Below are 20,211 nucleotides of genomic sequence, written 5' to 3' on the forward strand. Positions count from 1 at the left end.
TCCGAACGTATGACGCTTGTCATTTGACACTTTCGTATAGGCGGTTTCTGAAATGAGAAAGGCAATGCGCGCCACAACGACAATGCGCGGCACCGGATACGAGTGCGGGGAACAACAGCGCGTGGCCGAGCCTGCTCGTCGATTGGAGGGATTACAATGAGCAGCAATGATGATGTTTCCATCCTCAGAGTTTCGTCGAACGACATTCCGGAAAGCGAGCGCGTCACCACGCTGCGCGATTTCTACTGCCGCGGCCTGGTGAAGGCCGAGCTCGAAATTCGTGATGGCGAGCCCATCATCGCAAACCTGACCGCGCATTCACTGCCCGATGTCCAATTGCTCCTTGGCACGCTGTTCGGGGCCAAGCTCGTTCGTTCCCGGCAACTCGCTGTCGACGGCGACGACAGTCTTGCCCTGGTGGTCAATCGGTCTGGAACCGTCGGGGTCACGGGGCGCGGACGCGACCTGTTGCTAGGTCCCGGAGACGCCGTGCTGGCAAGCGCCGAGGACGCCATGACCCTCGAACGGTTCGTGGCAGGAGACTGCTTCTCGCTGTTCGTGCCGCGGCGGGTGCTCGCGCCGATCATCATGGACGTCGATGATGCCGTGATGCGCGTTATCGGGGATCGGCAGGCGGAAATCAGGGTGCTTGTCGACTACGCCACATCGCTGTTGCGGGAGCACGCATTGGCGACGTCCGCATTGCGCGAGCTCGGCGCCGGGCATTTGCACGATCTCCTGGCGCTGGTACTCGGTCCGACCGACGAGATCAGGGAAAGCGCCGGCCGGCGCGGCGCGAAGGCAGCCCGCTTGCGCAAGGCCAAATTCCTGATCGTCAACAATTGCTGGCGGCAGGACCTTTCAGTCGGAGGTGTTGCGCAGGAGCTCGGCGTCACGCCGCGCTACCTCCAGCGGCTGTTCGAGGTCGACGGCAAGACGTTCTCCTCCTTCCTGATCGAGCAACGTCTGAAGCGTGCCCATCGCATGTTGCGGGAACCGGAATTTGCCGAGCGTCCGGTGTCCTCGATCGCCTACGACGTCGGCTTCGGCGATCTCTCTTATTTCAACCGCTGCTTCCGGCGAGCCTATGCGGCCACGCCGAGCGACGTCAGGAGCGGCACGGCAGGTTGAATGCCTCCCGGCGAATTTGACCGAGCCGCCGATTTCAATGCGGGCTTGGGAATTCTTCTTGGGAATATTTGACATGATCCTTGATCGTGAAGGCATGGCTATTGCGCGATTGCTGAGCAGAGGTGTCGCTGTTGCGGGTGTGCTCTATGGAGCGTCGGCCTGGGCGAGGACGCCGGACGAGATCAGGGTTCCCGGAGAGATTCCTGGCACAGTCCTGCATGCCGAGGGGGTGCAGATCTACGAATGCCGGCCCGACGCCGCGCATCAACTGGTCTGGCAGGCCCGCGAGCCGGCGGCGACGCTGATGGACGGTGACAATTCCGTCGGCCGCCACTATGCCGCGCTCCAGTGGAAAGCTGTCGATGCCAGCACGCTGACGTGGGAGCACAGGGACGGCAGCTCCGTGAAAGCGAAGATCGTCGCCCAGGTGGCGGGCCGGAATTCCGACGATCTGCCCTGGCTCAAATTCGGCGTGATCGCGCAGAGCGGCGATGGCCTGTTCTACGGCGTCAGCCATGTCCAACGGATCAACACGAGAGGCGGCATGGCCCACGGGACATGCGAGCAGGCGTGGACCTATCGCAGCGTGCCGTACTCGGCCGACTACGTATTCTGGCGCGTTGAATAGGGAATGACGCAGCGTTGCGTGCGGCGCCGCCGATTGGAGTATTGAATGCGCCGTTTCTTCTTCGATCTCCTGGTCGGCAATGTCGTCAAGATCGATCCTGGCGGCATGGTTTTCGAGCATGCCCAGGCGACCTTCGTGGTTGCGGATGAGATGGCAAGACACCTGTTCGTCTGGCGCGACGATCTACGCGATCGCGATGCCTGGATCCGCGTCAGGGACGCTGGCGGGCGCGAGATCTACCGCGCTGCGGTCTGGGCCGAGAGCGCCGAGAAGGCGGGTTGGGACCAGGCGTAATGCCTGAGGCGACGGTGTCGCAACTCTGCATCAGTGCCTGGCGAAACGGCGTCAGTTCGTTTTAAGCCCAGGTCCGGTCGCTTTCGTCCAAGTCGAATGCGACGGCCATTCCTACTCTAGCGGTCGGCGAATCCAGTTCGCCGTGGCGGGCCTCCTCCATTCGGATGAGGTCGGCCGCAATAGGCCTTCGCGCCCTTTTGGCGAAGGGCATCGACCGGGGAATGGATATGAAACGAAGGCTTCTTGGGACCGTCAGCCGTCGCTTGCTGCGGATTCCGGCGTCCGCGCTGCTGCTGGCGCCTTGGATCATGGCTGAGTCCGCGGAAGCTGCTTGCACGCCGCCGTCGCCGGTCAATAACGCGGTCGTCACCTGTTCCGGAACGATAACCAATGCGAACGGAACGATCGGCTATGGATCGGCAACCGACACCGGCAACACCATCAATGTGGTGGCCGGCACATTCCTGAACGGCACGACCTCCGGCATCACGCTCAATCAGGGCTCGATCAACAATGCCGGCGCCGTCCTGGGCGGCAGCGCGGCGTCGAGCGGCGCGACCGGAATTGCGGCCGGCGGGGATCTCGAATTGAAGAACACGGGAGATCGCGTTCAGGCCCTTGGGACCAACGCGATCGCCATCAGCAGCCCCGGTACCGTGAATATCGAGAATGCAGCAGGCATCTACGCGATTGCCACAGGTGGAATCGCGATCCAGGCAAATGTCGTCAACCTGACCACGAACTCCGGCCAAGTCGATGGACTCCGGTTTGGAATCCTCGCAACCACAGCTGTGACGGTCAACAACACCAGCTCCGGCTCGGTCGTTACAAACGGATTGAACGCCGCTGCGATCATGACGTCCGGTAGCGCCCTCATCAACAATGACGGCACATTTTTCGCTACATCGAGCGGCAGCGTTGCGATTAGCGCCGGAACCGTGACTGTCGCGAGCAACACCGGCACAATTGCGGGAGGCGCGGCCGGCATCTCCTCCGCCGGCGCGGCCACGATCAACAATGGCGCAACTGGTGACATTCAAGCTGCCCTTATGAACGGCGTCGCCATATCGGGCGGGAGCATTGTGACGGTTGCCAACGCCGGCGAGATTGAGGGGCGTACGGTGGGAAGCCGGGCCATTGCGGCCACGACGGTTGTGGTGTCCTCGAATTCCGGCATCATCGAGGCCGGTGCGCAGGGCATTGTCGCCAATATCGCAGCCGTCACGAACGGCAGCTCCGGAGCTATATCGGCCGACGACGCCAATGGATCCGCCATCAATGCGGGGCTCGCGAATGTCGCCAATGCCGGACAGATCTTTGCATCGAATGCGGGCGGCATCGGTATCCTGGCCACAACGGTCAATGTGACGGCCAACACCGGCACGATCTCGGGCGAGTTCAATGCGATTCGATCGCCGTCGGGTTCCGTGACGGTCAACAACAATGGCGGCACGATCCAAAGTACGAACTTCAATTCCACCGCGGTGTTCGCCAAAACGGACGCGACCATCGTCAATGCCGGCACGATCAAGGGGGGCGCAGGCGGCGGAATCGGAATACGAGCGGATGGCACGGCGACGGTCGCCAACGCCGCCGGCGGGCTCATCTCCGGCGGCCAATTCGGGATCAGCGCCGTCAACGTCAAGCTCAACAATGCGGGTATCGTGGAGTCGAGTTTCTTGGCCGCCGGCGTCGATGCCCGGACGGCCGAGATCATAAACTCCGGCACGATTCGAGCGAACGACGGCGCCGCCATTCAAGCGTTCGATGTGCTGACATTGAGCAACTCCGGCACGATCACCGGCGCGCCGGACGCCGAGGCCATCTCCGTTGGGGGAGCCGCCACCATCAACAACGCCGGCATCATCTCGACAGGCGTGCGCGGCGTGTCGGTCGACGGCGCCGCAACCATCATCAACTCGGGCTTGATCTCCGGTCAGACCGGCGTGCTGGTGAAGGGCGGAGCGGATATCACGAACTCCGGCACGATCACCGGCACCGGCGGCACGGCGATCAAGCTCTCCGCCAACGCGGACACGCTGACGCTGCTGCCGGGCTCGAAGATCGACGGCGTGGTCGATTTCGGTTTCGGCAACGACGTCGTCAACGTCGACTTCGGAGTGCGTAGCAGGGTATCGTCGCTGACAACGATCGACCTGCCGACCTTCATCAATTTCAACGGCACGATCAACACCATCACGTCGGGCTTCAATGGTCCGTCAGTCGTCTTCGGCACGACGCTCGCAACGTTGGATCCGACGGCGCTGGCGCAAACCGACCGCACGCTGATGGATTTCACCGGCGGCGTGTCGTCGCTGGTGCAGGGTCGTTTGAACGGCGGCGGGACGACCGGTGGCAACATGATGGCGATGGCTTATGCGCCAGAGAGCGCGCAGGCAGGTCCCTTCACCAAGGCGCCGAAGAGCATGTGGACAGATCCGGCGCCGATCACGGTCTGGGTCAACAGCTTTGGCGGCCAGCGCGTTCAGGACGAAACCGCCGCGACGTTGCGCGCGACCTCGACGGCCTGGGGCGGTGCGATCGGCATCGACCGCAAGGTGCAGCCGAACTGGCTGGTCGGCGCCTTCCTCGGCGGTGGGCAGGGCGGCCTCACGGTCGATCTCAACTCGCAATCGGTCGACACCAATTACGTGTTCGCCGGCGCCTACAGCCGCTTCGAATGGGCCTCGCAGTTTTTCGATTTCACGCTCCAGGGCGGCAACGCGGACAACAAATCGCGCCGGTTGGTGCTGAACAGCGCCCCAATCGGTGGCATGGAGACGGCGAGGGCGACCTACAGCGGCTGGTACGTCAGCCCGGAAGTCGCGTACGGCTACAAGCTCAGGATCGGCAACGGCTATCTGCTCACCCCGACGGCGCGGCTGCGCTACGTCGCCGGCCGGTTCGACGGCTACAGCGAGACCGGTTCGGCGCAGGGACTGTCGGTCGGCGGCCGCACGCTCGGAGATTTCGAAGAGCGCGGCGAGATCGATCTCTCGCGTGTCACGGGCCTCGCAGGCGGCGAGCTCAAAACCAATATTCATGGCGGCGTGATCGCGCTGCAGCGGGCCGGCGACACCACCATCAACACGGTGCTGCTAGGGCAGAACCTCTCGTTCGTCACGCCCGGCAGCCGCAGCGTCGTCGGTGCGGTGGCTGGCCTCGGTTTCGACTATCGCACCAGCCGCAACGTGTCCGTGTTCGGCGCGGTCGAGGGCATGATGATGTCCGACCAGAGCCGCACCGGCACAGCCAAGGGCGGCCTTCGCGTCGCGTTCTGAGCCGGCAGTCGTGACGTAGATTTGCAACAGCGCTGAACCGAATGCGTCGGTTCGTTTGGAGCATGAATAGCGTCGTTCTCGTCCAAGCTGCAAGTCGACCTTCTCTCTAATTTTGATCTGCGCGAATCGGAAGCGTCCTTCGCCGTCAAATGACGGCGTCGTCGCGTGCAGACCAACGCCGAGCCGTCGGCCGCCATCTTGCGCCGATGGGGCAGTGGGGAAATGGAAATGAACGTGACGGCTCTGAACGGGATTGAACGGCGGCGTTTGGTACGGCGATCGATATGCCTGCTTGCTCCCTCGCTGCTGGCCGTGCCGCTGATCACGCTAGATCGCGCCGAAGCCGCCTGCACGCCGACGTCTCCGGTCAATGGTGTGGTCGTGACCTGTACCGGAACGACAACCGATGCGAACGGTACCAGCGGATATGGGACGGCAACCGACGCCGGCAACACGATCAACCTGACGTCCGGTTCACAGGTGATCGGCACGAAATCAGGCATCACACTGGACCGGGGCGGCATCAACAATGCCGGCACCATCGTGGGAGGCTCCGCGGCAGTCAGCGGCGCGACCGGCATCGATGCCGGCAGAGACCTAGACCTGACGAACAACGGTAGCTCTGGTCTCGTTTCAGTAGCTGGTATCAACGCTATCGCCGTCAGGAGCCTCGGCACATTGAATGTGAGCAATCAGGGATCGATCTTTGCGAGCAGCGCCGGTGGGGTCGGGCTCCGGGGAAATATCGTCAACCTGACCGCCAACAGCGGCACTATCTTTGGTGCCACGACTGGGATATTCGCGGAGGCCGACGCCACAATCACCAACGGCGTCAACGGGGGCATTTCAGCTGGCCCCACCGGCATCGGAGTCACGGCGCAAGGCAAGGCGCTCATCGACAACGCAGGCGCTATTGCCGGATTGTACGCAATCAGCGCCGACTCTGTGACCGTTGCCAGCAATACCAAGAGTATCTTTGGTGGCGACAGGGGGATCTCCGCTCAGACCGCAGCTGATATCACCAACAATGTCGGCGGTACGATCGTCGCGAACAATGCAAATGGCACCGCCATTCTCAGCCAGGGCACGGCAACGGTCGCCAACGCCGGCATGATCCAAGGGCTGGCGAACGGAAGCAAAGCGATTGCCGCGGTAACAGTCGTGGTATCCTCGAATTCGGGCACGATCTCCGCGGGCGCCATGGCCGTGGCCGCCAATACCGCAACCGTCACGAACAGCAGCGGCGGCACGATCTCGGTGTTCGAAAACGACGGATCTGCCATCAATGCGGTGACGGCCAACGTCTCCAATGCCGGACAGATTCTCGCGTCGGGTCCGGGCGGCATGGCGATCCTTGCCGGCACGGTGAACGTGACGGCCAACACGGGCATCATCTCGGGCGATTTCAATGCCATCCGGTCGCCGTCGGGTGCAGTCACCGTCAGCAACAACCGCGGTACGATCCAGTCCACCAGCGACAATTCCCAGGCCATTTTTGCCGGAGCCGGAGCGACCATCGCCAACGCCGGCACGATCAAAGGGGGGCCGGTCAACGGAGCCGCGGTGTTTTCACAGACGACGGCAACCGTCACGAACGCCTCGGGAGGGCTGATTTCCGCCGGGAAGTTCGCGATCATCGCCGACCAGGTCAAGCTCAGCAATTCCGGCACGGTGGAGTCCACCAATACCGTCAATCCCGGCAATGCCAATGCCGTCAATGCCCGCATCGCTGATATCACCAACTCAGGCACGCTTCGTTCGGCAGGAGAGGCGGCAATCGAGACGTTCAGTGCGCTGACGTTGAATAATTCGGGAACGATCACGGGGGCGTTGAGTGGCATCGACACCAGCGGGCAAGCCGATATCGTCAACACCGGCGTCATCTCCGGACGAAACGCAGTCCTGGCCGGTGGCGGCCTCAATCTCACGAACGCGGCAGGCGGCATCATTTCCGGCACCGTCGATGGCATTTTTGTGCTGGGCGTCGGTGCAATCAGCAACGCCGGCAGCATCTCGGGGGGCGTTGCCGGCATTGCGACCAACACAGCCGCAACGATCGTCAACACGGGCTCCATCTCCGGCAAGATCGGTCTGAAGGTCGGGGAAGCGGCGAACATCACGAACTCCGGCACAATCACCGGCACCGGCGGCACGGCCATCCTGCTCTCCGAGAAGGCCGATACGCTGACACTGCTGCCGGGCTCGAAGATCAATGGTGTGGTCGATTTCGGCTTCGGCAACGACGTCGTGAACGTCAACCTCACGCCGATCAACAGCAAGGTATCGTCGCTGACCAGCGTCGCGCTGCCGACGTTCACCAATTTCAACGGCACCATCAACACCAATATTTCCGGAGGAAATTTCCACGGCCCGTCGGTCGCCTCCGGTCTGGCGCTCGCGACTCTCGATCCCACCGCGCTCGCCCAGACTGATCGCACGCTGATGGACTTCACCGGCGGCGTGTCCTCGCTCGTCCAGGGCCGCCTGAGCGGTGGTGCGGGCGGAGCCGGCAGCAACATGATGGCGATGGCCTATGCACCGGAGACCGCGCAGGTAGGTGCCGTCACCAAGGCGCCGCACAGCCTCTGGACGGATCCGGCGCCGATCACGGTGTGGGCCAACAGCTTTGGCGGTCAGCGCATCCAGGACGAGACTGCTGCGACCCTACGCGCGACCTCGACGGCCTGGGGCGGTGCTATCGGCATCGACCGCAAGATGCAGCCGGACTGGCTGGTCGGAGCCTTCCTCGGCGGTGGGCAGGGCGGTCTCTCGGTTGCGCTGAATTCGCAGTCGGTCGACACCAATTACGTCTTCGCCGGCGCCTACAGCCGCTTCGAATGGGCCTCACAGTTCTTCGACTTCACCATCCAGGGCGGCAATGCCGACAACAAATCGCGGCGGTTGGTCCTCAACAACACCGCCGTCGGCGGGATGGAGACGGCGACGGCCAACTACAGCGGCTGGTATGTTAGCCCGGAAATCGCCTACGGCTACAAGCTGGACGTCGGTAACGGCTATCTGCTGACCCCGACCGCGCGGCTGCGCTACGTCGCCGGCCGGTTCGACGGCTACAGCGAGGCCGGCTCCGCACAGGGCTTGTCGGTCGGCAGTCGCACGCTGCAGGATTTCGAAGAGCGCGGCGAGGTCGATCTCTCCCGGGTGACGCGCTTCGACAGCGGCGAGCTCAAGGCCAATATCCATGGCGGCGTGATCGCGCTTCAGCGCGTGGGCGACACCGGCATCAACACGATGCTCCTCGGCCAGAGCCTGTCCTTCGTCACGCCCGGCAGCCGCGGCACCGTGGGTGGAGTCGTAGGCTTCGGCCTCGACTATCGCACCAGTCGAAATCTGTCCGTGTTCGGTGCCGTGGAGGGCATGGTGATGTCCGACCAGAGCCGCACCGGAACTGCGAAAGGGGGCCTCCGCGTCGCGTTCTGAGCCGGCATCAGCCCTGGCGGCCAGAACGCGGTGCCTGCCGGCCGGGCTCCATCCGCCCGGCCGGCACCCATCCTCCGATCGGAGGATGAGGGCATGCTCTGGTTGTGGTATGACACCAGGCATTGTTCATCCAAAGCTATTCAACGCCATGCACAGACCGCGGAAGCTGCCCGATCTGGTCGAACAGATCTACGATGCCGGTCTCGATCCTTCGCTGTGGAACGATGTCGTCGTCGGCATCCGCGATTTCGTCGGTGGCCAGGCTTGCGGCCTGTTTTCCAAGGATTCGATCAGCAAGTTCGGCGTCACGCATTATTATTGCGGGGCGGATCCGCACTACATCCAGCTCTATTCGGAGACCCATTCCAAGTTCGATCCGCTGACGATCCTGCCGCCGCACGGCCAGATTGTAAGCATTCCCGACCTCGTCAATTTCGACGAATATCGCCGCGGGCGATTCTATCAGGAGTGGATGCAGCCGCAGGGCAGCCGCGATGCCGCCAATGTCGTGCTCGATAAGTCGAATGCGAGTTGCCCCGTGATGATGACGGTGCTGTCGGGCCGGCGCATGGTCGACGCCAGGATGAAGCATCGCATGTCGCTGATCGTGCCGCACGCCAGCCGGGCGCTGCTCATCAACCGTGCCATCAGCTCGAAGCTGACTTTGGCCACGGCGCTGGCAGACGTTCTGGATAGTTTGTCATCCGGCATCTTCCTGCTCGATTCCTGCTGCCATGTGGTGCATGCCAATGCGAGTGGCCACGCGATGATCGAGGCCGACGACGTGGTGCGTCTCATTGCCGGCCAGCTCGTGGCCAGCGGTACGGAAGCCAATCAGATCCTGCGCGACGCCTTCGCGGCCCGCAGCGATGCGGCTTCGCTCGCGGCAGGAGGACAAGCGATCCCGTTGCTTTCACCCAAGGGCGAACGCTACGTCGCGCATATATTGCCGCTGTCGTCAGTGCTGCGTAACGGCAGCGAGCATTCATCCGACGCCGTCGGCGCGCTGCTTCTGCGCCAGGTCACGCTCGGTGGGCAGTCCTACGGTGAACTGATTGGGCGGACCTTCGACCTCACGCCGACAGAACTGCGGGTGTTCCAGTCGATTGTCGAGGTCGGCGGCGTGCCGGAGACGTCCATCGCGCTGGGAATCGCGGAGACGACGGTGAAGACGCATCTGCACCGGGTGTTCGCCAAGACGGGCACGTCCCGTCAGGCGGATCTGGTCAAGCTGGCGGCGGGATTCTCCAATCCGCTTGTGAATTAATCGGTCGATCGGCGTCGGCGACGTTGAACCTATTGGTCTCTCGGCCGACTCCATAGAAAAGCCGCCGGCATCAACCTCTCAAATCCTCGCGCCCGACTATTGGCTCTTCCAATGCAGCTGACTGCAAAGCACTCCGAATTGATCGAGAGTATCTATGACGCCGGACTCAATCCAAAGTTGTGGTCTGGCGTCGTCGTCATGCTTAACGGATTCTTCGGCAGCCGGGCCTGCGGTCTGATTTCGAAAGACAAGGTGAGCAAGTCCGGATCGACGCATTATTATTGCGGTGTCGATCCGCATTTCATCCAGCTCTATGCCGACGAATACGCGCAGCACGACCCACTCGCCAGGCTGCCCCGGTACGGCGAGGTGCGTAACATCCCCGATCTCGTGAATTTCGACGAATATCGCCGCGGCCGCTTCTATCAGGAATGGCTGCGTCCCCAGGGATGTGCCGACGTCGCGAATGTGGTGCTGGAACAGGCAAATTCGTCATGTCCGATGCTGATGACGGTGATCCCGGGGCGGGAGATGCTGGACGCGAAGATGCGCGCGCGCATGCAATTCCTGGCTCCGCACGCGAGCCGCGCTTTGATGATCAACCGGACAATCGAGCAGAAGCAACAGAAGTCGATGGCGCTGGCCGATGTCGTGGATCGCCTCAATGCCGGCGTGTTCCTGCTCGATGCCGCCTGTAACGTTGTTCACAGCAACCCGGCCGCCGATGCAATTCTGGACACCGACGATGTCCTACGATCCGTCCATGGCCGGCTGCTGGCAAAGTCGCCGGAGGCGAATGCGACCTTGCGCAACGTCTTCCGTGGCGAAGTGGAGGTGGCTGCCGCGGCGGCGGTCGGCTGCAAAATTCAACTGACCTCGAGCGACGGATCCCATCACATTGCCCATGTGATCGCGCTGCCGTCGCTCTTGCGGGAGGGAAGCGCAGGGCGCGCCTGTGGCGCCATCGGAGCCCTGTTCGTCTGGAAGGCGAAACTCGATACCCGTTCCTGTGCCGGTCTGATCGACCGAACGTTCGAACTGACGCCTGCGGAACTCAGGGTTCTGCAATCCATCGTCGAAGTCGGCGGTGTGCCGGAGACGGCCGCTGCGCTCGGAATCGCGGAGACGACCGTGAAGACGCACCTGCATCGCGTGTTCGCGAAGACCGGCGTGAGCCGCCAGGCGGATCTCGTCAAGCTCGTGGCAGGGTTTTCCAACCCGCTCGTTCACTGACGCATCGTCAGCGCTGAAGCAGGTATCAGCGCCGCGTCGGCAATTTCTTCATCAGAATGTTATCGCGCGTCATTCGTTTGGGTGACGCGACTTGCTGCGTTCTCTCCTACGAGGGCAGACACGGTTTCTTGTTCGTCGCGTTCGATTCTTGTGTGAAGCAACTCACAGCGAGTGGAAGTGAAGTCCATCAATCTCGCTTGCAGGTTGAGAGGAGATCGCCATGCCAAATACGTCACGGAGCCTGGCCGGGAAGTTCCATGGCGTTGTCGACCGCATGGTCGCAGCGCTGCATCAGCAGCGTGCGATCGAGGCGCGGCGCGTCGTTCAGCAGTACCGCCATCTGCTGGACGCGCAGCCCGAAGCATCGCCTTTGAACGAATTCATTTCCGTCTGCAATGAAGAGGAATTTTCAGCAAATGCCCACCAATCTGATACGCGCGAGCGTTCGGCCAATCGCCCCAGCCTCGAGCGCGCGTAACATCAATTATGTCGCAATAGCGCTCACCGCAGCTCTCGTCACCCTTCAACTCGTTGGTCTTGTCATGCTGGAGCGATCGCACGCGCATGCGATGGAAGTGTCATTTCCGCGCGAGGCGGCGACCTGCGCCGAAAATGCCGCTGCGCCGGTATCACCAATTCCCTATGACTGAGCGGAGGGCGGACTATGCCTGATATCACGACTCTGCTGCTTCTCAGCGTTGCCGTGTTCGCCGGAGCCTTCGTCTCCGGGCTCTCGGGTTTCGCATTCTCGGCCGTGGCGGGCGCGGTCCTGCTGCGCGTGTTCCAGCCGTTGGAAGCCGTGCCGCTGATGATGGCGTGCAGCATCGGCGTGCAGGCGACCAATCTGTGGGCACTCCGGCGCAACATCCGCTGGGAAGGAAGCCTGCTCCTGATCATCGGTGGATTGATCGGCGTGCCCATCGCGGTTTCGCTGCTGCAGAGCATGGACACGCATTTGCTCCGGCGCGGATTTGGTGTCGTCGTTGCGCTCTATGCCGCCTATATGCTGCTGCGGCCGACGCTGGTGACGGCCGGCGAGGCCGTCGGCCGGCACTGGGTTGCCCTGATCGGATTCGGAGGAGGGCTCGTCGGTGGGCTCACCGCGATGCCTGGTGCGATCCCGACGATCTGGTGCGACATGCGTGGCATGCCCAAGAGCGAGCAGCGCGGTCTCGTGCAACCCTTCATCGCGGCGATGCAGGTGTTTGCGATCGCACTGCTGGTCGGGCATCAGGACCTGTCGTCGAAGGTCTTCGTCGACCTCGCGATCAGCCTGCCGGCGCTGTTCGCGGGATCGGCGCTCGGCGTGATCGCCTTTCACCGGGTCAACGAGACGGTCTTTCGCAAGACCGTGCTCGTTCTGCTGTTGGTGTCGGGCTTATCGCTGATCTAATGCCCGGCGCCTTGAACCGGTGCCGCGCTGATGTCGCTGCCGTGATGCACCAGCGGCTTCATGCCGGTGATCGTCCTGAGCAGCACGTAGAACACCGGCGTCAGGAATAGGCCGAACACGGTTACGCCGATCATGCCGGAGAACACCGCAACGCCCATCGCCCGCCGCATCTCCGAGCCGGCGCCGGTCGAGAGCACCAGCGGCAGCACGCCCATGATGAACGCCATCGACGTCATCAGGATCGGGCGCAGTCGCAGCCGGCTCGCCTCGATCGCGGCCCGGATCGGCGTGCGGCCTGCGAATTCGAGCTCGCGCGCGAATTCGACGATCAGGATGGCGTTCTTGGCGGAGAGGCCAACCAGCACGATCAGGCCGATCTGGGTGAAGACGTTGTTGTCGCCCTTCGAGATCCAGACGCCGAACATGGCAGCCAGCAGTCCCATCGGCACGATCAAGATGATCGAGAGCGGCAGCGTCAGGCTCTCGTAGAGCGCAGCCAGCACCAGGAACACCAGCAGGATCGCCAGCGGGAACACCCAAAGGCCGGAATTGCCGGCGATGAACTCCTGATAGGTCAGGTCGGTCCATTCGAAGGCAAAGCCGGGCGGCAGCACTTCCGCTGCGATCCGGGTTGCGGCCTCCTGCGCCTGGCCGGAGGAGAAGCCCGGCGCCGCCGCCGCATTGATGTCGGACGACAGGAAGCCGTTGTAGCGGATCGCACGCTCGGGCCCCGCACTCTGGCGGATCTTGAGCAGCGCCGACAGCGGCACCATGTCGCCGGAGGACGAGCGCACCTTCAACTGCCTGACGTCGTCGGCACGCGCGCGGAACGGTGCATCGGCCTGGACATAGACGGAGTAGGTGCGGCCAAACTTGTTGAAGTCGTTGACGTAGTAGGAGCCGAGGTAGATCTGCAGCGTGTTGAACACCTCTGTCACGGGTACGCCGAGCTGCAGCGCCTTGGTGCGGTCGATGTCGGCGAACAACTGGGGCACGTTGACCTGGAAGCTCGAGAACACGCCGGCGATCTCCGGCGCCTTCTGCATCGCAGCCATGAACGCCTTGGTCGCCTCGTTCAGCGCCTCATAGCCGAGACCGGCACGGTCCTCGATCTGCAGCTTGAAGCCGCCGATGGTGCCGAGGCCATTGACCGGCGGCGGCGGAAACATGGCGATGAAGGCTTCCTGGATGCCGGCATATTTCTTGTTGAGATCGGCAGCGATGGCATTGCCGCTCAGGGCCGCGCCCTTGCGCTCGTCGAACGGTTTCAGTGTCGAGAACACGATGCCGGCGTTGGACGAGTTGGTGAAGCCGGAGATCGACAGGCCGGGGAAGGCGACAGAGCTCTCGACGCCGGGCTGGGTCAGCGCGATGTCGCTCATCCTGCGGATCACCTCCTCGGTGCGGTCGAGCGTCGCACCATCCGGCAGGCGGGCGAAGCCGACCAGATATTGCTTGTCCTGGCCCGGCACGAAGCCGCTGGGCACTTGCTGAAACAGGAAGGCGGTGAGGCCGACCAGCACCACATAGAGACCCATCACGGCGGCCTTGCCTGAGATCACCTTGGTGACGGTGCCGCTGTAGTTCTCCGAGGAGCGGGTAAAGGCCTTGTTGAAGCCGCGGAAGAACCAGCCAAGGCCCTTTTCCATGATCAGCGTCAGCCGGTCCTTCGGTTCGTTGTGGCCCTTGAGCAGCAAGGCCGACAGCGCTGGCGACAACGTCAGCGAGTTGACAGCGGAGATCACGGTCGAGATCGCGATCGTCAGCGCGAACTGCTTGTAGAATTGCCCGGTGAGGCCGGAGATGAAGGCGAGCGGCACGAACACCGCGATCAGCACCATGGCGATGGCGATGATCGGGCCGGACACCTCGCGCATCGCCTGATAGGTGGCGTCGCGCGGCGACAGTCCGCCCTCGATGTTGCGCTCGACGTTCTCGACCACGACGATGGCGTCGTCGACGACGATGCCGATCGCGAGCACGAGGCCAAACAGGCTGAGCGCGTTGATGGAGAAGCCGAACACATGCATCACCGCGAACGTGCCCACGATCGACACTGGCACGGCCAGCAGCGGGATGATCGAGGCGCGCCAGGTCTGCAGGAACAGGATCACCACCAGCACCACCAGCGCGATCGCCTCCAGCAGAGTATGGATCACGGCCTCGATCGAGGAGCGCACGAACTGGGTGGGATCGTAGACGATCTGGTAGGACACGCCTTCCGGCATGTTCTTCTTGATCTCCGCCATGGTGGCGCGGACGTGGTCGGAAATCTCCAGCGCGTTGGAGCCGGGCGCCTGGAAGATCGGGATCGCCACCGCCTGCTTGTTGTCGAGCAGAGAGCGCAGGCCGTATTCGGACGCGCCAAGCTCGATGCGCGCGACGTCGCGCAGGCGCACGACTTCGCCGCGCGGGCCGGTCTTGACCACGATGTCGCCGAACTGCTCTTCGTTGGCCAGACGGCCCTCGGCATTGACGGAGAGCTGCAAGTCGATGCCCTTGACGTTCGGGGAGGAGCCGACCACGCCGGCGGCCGCTTCGACGTTCTGCGCCTGGATCGCCTTGACGATGTCGCTGGCGGTCAGGCCATGCTCGGCCGCCTTCTGCGGATCGACCCAGACCCGCATCGAATAGTCGCCGGCGCCGTAGAGCTGAACGTCGCCGACGCCGTCGATCCGCGCCAGCCGGTCCTTGACGTTGAGCACGGCGTAGTTGCGCAAATACGTCATGTCGTAGCGGTTGTTCGGCGACAACAAATGCACGACCATGGTGAGATCGGGCGACGATTTCTTGGTGATGATGCCGAGCTGGCGCACCACGGCCGGAAGGCGCGGTTCGGCCTGCTGCACGCGGTTCTGCACCAGCTGCGTCGCCTTGTCGGGATCGGTGCCGAGGCGGAACGTTACCGTCAGCGTCATCGCGCCGTCGGTTGTGGCCTGGCTCGACATGTAGAGCATGCCTTCGACGCCATTGATCTGCTCCTCGATAGGAGTAGCGACGGTCTCCGCGATCACCTTGGGATTGGCGCCCGGATAGGTCGCGCGCACGACGACCGAGGGCGGCACGACATCGGGATATTCCGAGATCGGCATCGCGAACAGCGAGATCAGGCCTGCGAGAAAGATCAGGACCGACAGCACGCCGGCGAAAATCGGACGATCAATGAAAAATTTCGAAAGATTCATGGACTTTCCCCTGCGCGAGAGACACCTCTCCCGTCATTCCGGGGTGCGGGCAGAGCCCGCGAACCCGGAATCCCGAGGTGATGTCTTTAGTTCTGCGACTTCGAGATTCCGGGTTCGCGCTATGCGCGCCCCTGAATGACGGACCTAACGTTGCACCACGTCCTGGTTGCTGCGGTTGGAGGCCTGCTGCCCGCGTGCCCCCATGGCCGCGATCTCCGTCTTGAGGAGAGCGCCGGGGCGCACGCGCTGCAGACCGTTGACGACGATGCGGTCGCCAGGCTTCAGGCCCGCAGTGACGATCCGCAAGCCATCGACCGCACCGCCGAGCGTGATCGGCTGGTAGACCGCGCGGCTGTCGTCGCTAACAGCCATGACAAACTTCTTGTCCTGGTCGGTGCCGATCGCGCGCTCGTCGATCATCACCAGTGTCTGCTGCTTCGGCTGGCCCATGCGGACGCGGGCGAACTGGCCGGGGATCAGACGCCCGTCCTCGTTTGGGAATACCGCGCGCACGCGAATGGTGCCGCTCTGGCCGTTGACCTGGTTGTCGATGAGCTGGATGTGGCCCTTGGCCGAGAGACCGCCTGACGTCGCCATCTCCACCGGGATCTGGTCGAGCTTGCCTCGCTTGCCGGAGGCGTCCGCGATCGAGTTCAGTGCTCGCAACACGACCTCTTCGTCCGCATCGAACGAGGCGTAGATCGGATTGACCGAGACCAGCGAGCTCAGCACCGGGGAGGCGGTGCCGGCGGCGACGAGATTGCCGACGGTGATCTCGAACTTGCCGACGCGGCCGTCCACGGGAGCGCGCACCTCGGTGTAGTCGAGATTGAGCTTTGCGGTCTGCAGCGTCGCTTCGGCCGCCTTCACATTGGCGATCGCTTCGCGGTTGGCATTATCGCGCTGGTCATAGTCGCGCCGCGTGACCACGGCATTGCCGACCAGCTGCGCGCCGCGTTCGAGTTCGCTCTGGGTGAACACCACGCGTGCCTTCGCAGCCTCGAGCTGGGCGGCAGCCTTGTCGACCTCGGCCGCATAAGGCGCCGGATCGATCTTGAACAAGAGATCGCCGGCCTTCACCAGCGCGCCCTCGGTGAAATTGGTCGCCAGGATTGCCCCGCCGACACGAGGGCGAAGCTCGACGCGCTGGATGGCCTCGAGCCGGCCGGAGAAATCATCCCACAGCACGGTCTGCTTTGGTTCGATCGTTGCAACCGTCACCGAAACGGCTTGCTCAGCCGCGGCCGCCGTTGCGGTCGCCTGAGCCGAATGGAAATAATGGCCGGTCGCGATCGAGCCTGCTACCGCGAGGGCGCCCACGACAGCGACGCCGCCGAGAAGGCGGCGAATACGGCCGGTGCGGAGGGTATTTTGGGAGGGGTGCATTTGCGCGCTCCATATATGTAGTGTTCACTACAAATGTGGAGCTGGATGTCGCAGTGCAAGATACTTATGTATCATTCACAAAGAAAATTGTAGCCGCATACCGCAAGAATTGAAAGACGGCAGGAAAATAAAGCTAGAACAAATAGATAGGATTTGGCGTTTGCCTCCAGCAAACGCGAATTCCGAGGAGAACAGGCACATGGGCATGGGACGCCCCCGCGAATTCGACGCCGATGTCGCGTTGGATCAGGCGATGGAAGTGTTTTGGCGCCATGGCTATGAGGGCGCCACGATTGCCCAGCTCACGGAGGCCATGGGCATCAACCCGCCGAGCCTCTACGCCTGCTTCGGCAACAAGGAGGGCCTGCTCAAGGCCGCGCTCGACCGCTACACCAAGCTGCGCGGCGCCTGGATGGACGAGGTGGTGGCCGCGCCCACCGCCCGCGACGTCGCCGAGCGGATGCTGATGGGCATTGCCGAAAAGCAGACCGACCCCGCCAACCCGCCCGGCTGCCTGCTCGTACAAGGCGGCATCGCCTGCGGCACCGGCTCCGAAAACGTACCCTTCGAACTCGCCGCCCGCCGCGCCCAAAACGAGGACCAGCTTCGCGACCGTTTTGTCCGCGCCAAGGCGGAAGGCGATCTCACGACGAGCTCCGATCCCGCCGCGCTCGCGCGCTACGTCTCGGCGGTGTCGGTCGGCATGGGTGTGATGGCGTCTTCAGGCTCGGATCGCGAAGCGCTGCGGCAAGTGGCGAGCGTGGCTGTGCAGGCAGTCGAGGCGCAGTCGGAGCGCAGGTAAGGTTCCCAAAGAGGATCCCCCTGACCTCGCATAAGAGTACGCAATGTTCGCCCTCACATTTCTAGGCACCTCGGCCAGCGTTCCATCCGCGGAGCGCAATCATCCGGCGCTTCTCCTGGAGGCCGCGGGCCATCGCATGCTTATCGATTGCGGCGAGGGCACGCAGCGCCAGCTGTTGCGAAGTGGCGCCGGCTTTCGGCGGCTTGATCGCATCCTCCTGACGCATGGTCATCTCGATCACGTGCTCGGCATCCCCGGACTGTTCTCGACATTGGGATTGCGGCAGACCACCGACGCGATGACCATCCATGGCGGACCAGGCACGCTCGACATCGTCATGCGCATGCTCGCAGGCCTGTGGGGCGCGGGCCGGGCGCCGATTGCGATAGAGTTCGCGCCGCTCTCTGAAAGGCAGGTCGTCGATGCCGGCGACTTCACCATCGACTGTTTTCCGGTCCGTCACCGCGACACCGACAGTTTTGGCTTCGTTTTCCAAAGCCCGGCGCGCCGCCACCTGTTGTCTGATCGCCTGTCCGCGCTCGGTGTGCCGGATGGTCCGATCCGCGGCGAGCTGGCCGCGGGGCGGCCAGTCACGATCGAGGGCCGACGGACGATTGATCCGGAGGATGTTCTGGGTCCGCCGAGTGGCGGCAGGAAGCTGGTCGTGATCGGCGACACCGAGGCTACGGAGGGGTTGTCAAAACACGTCGCCGATGCGGACCTGCTGGTGATCGAGGCGACATTCCTGAATCGGGATGCGCCGACGGCGCGAGACTACGGCCATCTCACCGCGGCAGAGGCGGCCACCTTCGCGGCCGCGAGCAACGTCCGGCAGCTCGTGCTGACTCATCTCTCGGGCCGCTATGAGGACGACGAGATTTTGGCCGAGGCGGCAGGCATCTTCCCGAGCGTCCGGATCGCCGCAGACTTCGATCGTATCGCTGTTTAGGAAATGCGCGCACGGCCATTAATCTTACCTGTCAAGGTTTATGCGACTTCGTTCCCGCAGCCGTGCCTTGGCGCGATATTTTCCGTAGATCAGAAATCGGCTTTGTATTGAGAGTACTATGTCTCTTTCCGTTGAATTGATCGTCGAAGGTTATGTGAAACTGAAGGATCGCGATGCGCTGGAGGATATTTTGGCACATCGGCAGGACTTGCTGCGGCAGCTGGTGGCGGTCACCGGCGTCGACCCGAAGCAGGCCATCGCGCAGGTCAACGAGGAAATCACCATTATAGAAGCCGGACTTGCGACGCTCGTTCCGGAATAACCGCCGGGCATCGGCGGACGGCACGCTCAGCCCGACAGGCCAGACTTGATCGCGAGCTCCTGCACCGTGTTCGTCAGTTGCATCAGCCTTGGCATCGCCTGGTCGCGAAAGGTCGGCATGTCCATGCGCATCGCATCTACAGTGATGCTCAGCCCAGCGATCACGGACCCGTGCGCGTCAAGGATCGGCGTCGCCAGCGTGCGCAGGCCGTAAGCGTTTTCGCCGTCGGAGACGGCATGGCCCTTCTTCTTCACCTGGTCGAGCCGGGTGAGCAGGGCGTCGAGATCGGTCAGCGTTCGTTCCGACAGCTTGACGCGGGGCCGCGACTCCAGTCGTTGGATCTGCTCGTCGCGCGCCAGATGCGCCAGCATGGCATGGCCAAGTGCGGCGCTGTAGGCGGGGATGCGCGTGCCCGGCCGACGATCCATCTTGTGGCGGTCGAGGCCGGCGCCGACGCGCGCGAGGTAAATCACGTCGCCGCCATCGAGGATACCGAGCGAGGCTGCATCGCCGACCTCAGGCACGAGGTCGCGCAACAGGGGTTCGACAATGGTGCGCAATGACCCATGCGACAGCACCGTGTAGCCGAGGTCGAGGCAGGCAACACCGAGGCGGAACCGGCGGCTCTGCGGCACCGCCTGGAGATAGCCGAGTTCGATCAGGGTCTGGATCAGCCGGAACGCCGTCCCGCGATCGAGATCGGCGCGTGCGGCAACTTCGCTCAGTGTCAGTTCGAACGCCTCGCTGGTGAAACTCTTGAGCACGGCAAAGGCCTTGCCGACCGAGGCGACATAATTCTTCGGATTTTTATCCCTGGGGTTTTTCGGGGTAGCTTCCGATAGGCGCTTTGCGGCCTTCTTTTCGACCTTGGCCATGCTGAATGTCCTGCCCTGGCAGCCGCA

The 20,211-nt window shown here is 63.1% G+C and carries 15 protein-coding genes; 12 read left to right on the forward strand and 3 right to left on the reverse strand.

Going from position 1 to position 20,211, the window contains the following annotated elements:
- The first annotated feature begins 156 nt into the window (after positions 1-156).
- The 9 genes from JQ587_RS14705 (at position 157) to JQ587_RS14745 (ending at position 12,665) form a co-directional block, all read left to right on the forward strand.
- On the forward strand, positions 157-1,131 hold the full coding sequence (locus JQ587_RS14705) for an AraC family transcriptional regulator (RefSeq protein ID WP_212302619.1): 975 nt from the start codon (positions 157-159) through the stop codon (positions 1,129-1,131).
- A 73-nt stretch (positions 1,132-1,204) separates the two neighbouring features.
- Positions 1,205-1,759, forward strand: a complete 555-nt coding sequence (locus JQ587_RS14710) for a DUF3455 domain-containing protein (protein WP_212425740.1) — start codon at positions 1,205-1,207, stop codon at positions 1,757-1,759.
- A gap of 45 nt (positions 1,760-1,804) precedes the next feature.
- Complete coding sequence (locus tag JQ587_RS14715; RefSeq protein WP_212425741.1) at positions 1,805-2,053, forward strand: DUF6894 family protein; 249 nt, start codon at positions 1,805-1,807, stop codon at positions 2,051-2,053.
- A 227-nt stretch (positions 2,054-2,280) separates the two neighbouring features.
- A complete protein-coding gene (locus JQ587_RS14720; protein ID WP_212425742.1) occupies positions 2,281-5,334 on the forward strand; it encodes an autotransporter outer membrane beta-barrel domain-containing protein in 3,054 nt (1,017 codons plus the stop codon).
- 228 nt (positions 5,335-5,562) lie between these two features.
- The gene (locus JQ587_RS14725) at positions 5,563-8,772 is read left to right on the forward strand and encodes an autotransporter outer membrane beta-barrel domain-containing protein (RefSeq protein WP_212425743.1); all 3,210 of its coding nucleotides are present in this window, start codon (positions 5,563-5,565) and stop codon (positions 8,770-8,772) included.
- Positions 8,773-8,920: 148 nt separating this feature from the next.
- Entirely contained in the window at positions 8,921-10,039 is a 1,119-nt protein-coding gene (locus JQ587_RS14730) for a helix-turn-helix transcriptional regulator (RefSeq protein WP_212425744.1), read from the forward strand.
- A gap of 111 nt (positions 10,040-10,150) precedes the next feature.
- Positions 10,151-11,272: a helix-turn-helix transcriptional regulator gene (locus tag JQ587_RS14735; RefSeq protein WP_212425745.1), complete on the forward strand. Its 1,122-nt coding sequence runs from the start codon at positions 10,151-10,153 to the stop codon at positions 11,270-11,272.
- A 274-nt stretch (positions 11,273-11,546) separates the two neighbouring features.
- A complete protein-coding gene (locus JQ587_RS14740; protein ID WP_212425746.1) occupies positions 11,547-11,750 on the forward strand; it encodes a hypothetical protein in 204 nt (67 codons plus the stop codon).
- Between the two features lie 186 nt (positions 11,751-11,936).
- Entirely contained in the window at positions 11,937-12,665 is a 729-nt protein-coding gene (locus JQ587_RS14745; RefSeq protein WP_212299212.1) for a sulfite exporter TauE/SafE family protein, read from the forward strand.
- Here JQ587_RS14745 and JQ587_RS14750 read toward each other — a convergent pair.
- Together JQ587_RS14750 and JQ587_RS14755 are read right to left on the reverse strand one after the other, a co-directional pair.
- Positions 12,662-15,850: an efflux RND transporter permease subunit gene (locus tag JQ587_RS14750; RefSeq protein WP_212425747.1), complete on the reverse strand. Its 3,189-nt coding sequence runs from the start codon at positions 15,848-15,850 to the stop codon at positions 12,662-12,664. The genes JQ587_RS14745 and JQ587_RS14750 overlap by 4 nt on opposite strands.
- 144 nt (positions 15,851-15,994) lie before the next feature.
- Positions 15,995-17,236 carry an efflux RND transporter periplasmic adaptor subunit gene (locus JQ587_RS14755; RefSeq protein ID WP_212299214.1) on the reverse strand — a complete coding sequence of 414 codons (1,242 nt, stop codon included), beginning with the start codon at positions 17,234-17,236 and terminating at the stop codon, positions 15,995-15,997.
- Positions 17,237-17,435: 199 nt separating this feature from the next.
- Between JQ587_RS14755 and JQ587_RS14760 the strand changes: the two genes are divergently transcribed.
- The 3 genes from JQ587_RS14760 to JQ587_RS14770 all read left to right on the forward strand — a co-directional run bounded on the left by JQ587_RS14760 (position 17,436) and on the right by JQ587_RS14770 (position 19,309).
- Entirely contained in the window at positions 17,436-18,038 is a 603-nt protein-coding gene (locus tag JQ587_RS14760) for a TetR/AcrR family transcriptional regulator (RefSeq protein ID WP_212299215.1), read from the forward strand.
- Positions 18,039-18,081: 43 nt separating this feature from the next.
- Positions 18,082-18,987: a ribonuclease Z gene (gene rnz, locus JQ587_RS14765; RefSeq protein WP_212425748.1), complete on the forward strand. Its 906-nt coding sequence runs from the start codon at positions 18,082-18,084 to the stop codon at positions 18,985-18,987.
- Positions 18,988-19,105: 118 nt separating this feature from the next.
- Positions 19,106-19,309, forward strand: coding sequence for a hypothetical protein (locus JQ587_RS14770; RefSeq protein WP_212299217.1), 204 nt, complete (start codon positions 19,106-19,108; stop codon positions 19,307-19,309).
- A gap of 26 nt (positions 19,310-19,335) precedes the next feature.
- On the opposite strand, the gene JQ587_RS14775 is transcribed toward JQ587_RS14770, so the two are convergent.
- Positions 19,336-20,184 carry an IclR family transcriptional regulator gene (locus JQ587_RS14775; protein WP_212299218.1) on the reverse strand — a complete coding sequence of 283 codons (849 nt, stop codon included), beginning with the start codon at positions 20,182-20,184 and terminating at the stop codon, positions 19,336-19,338.
- Between the last annotated feature and the right edge of the window lie 27 nt (positions 20,185-20,211).

Origin of the sequence: Bradyrhizobium manausense, from assembly GCF_018130615.1 — a bacterium.
Lineage (GTDB): Bacteria > Pseudomonadota > Alphaproteobacteria > Rhizobiales > Xanthobacteraceae > Bradyrhizobium > Bradyrhizobium manausense_A.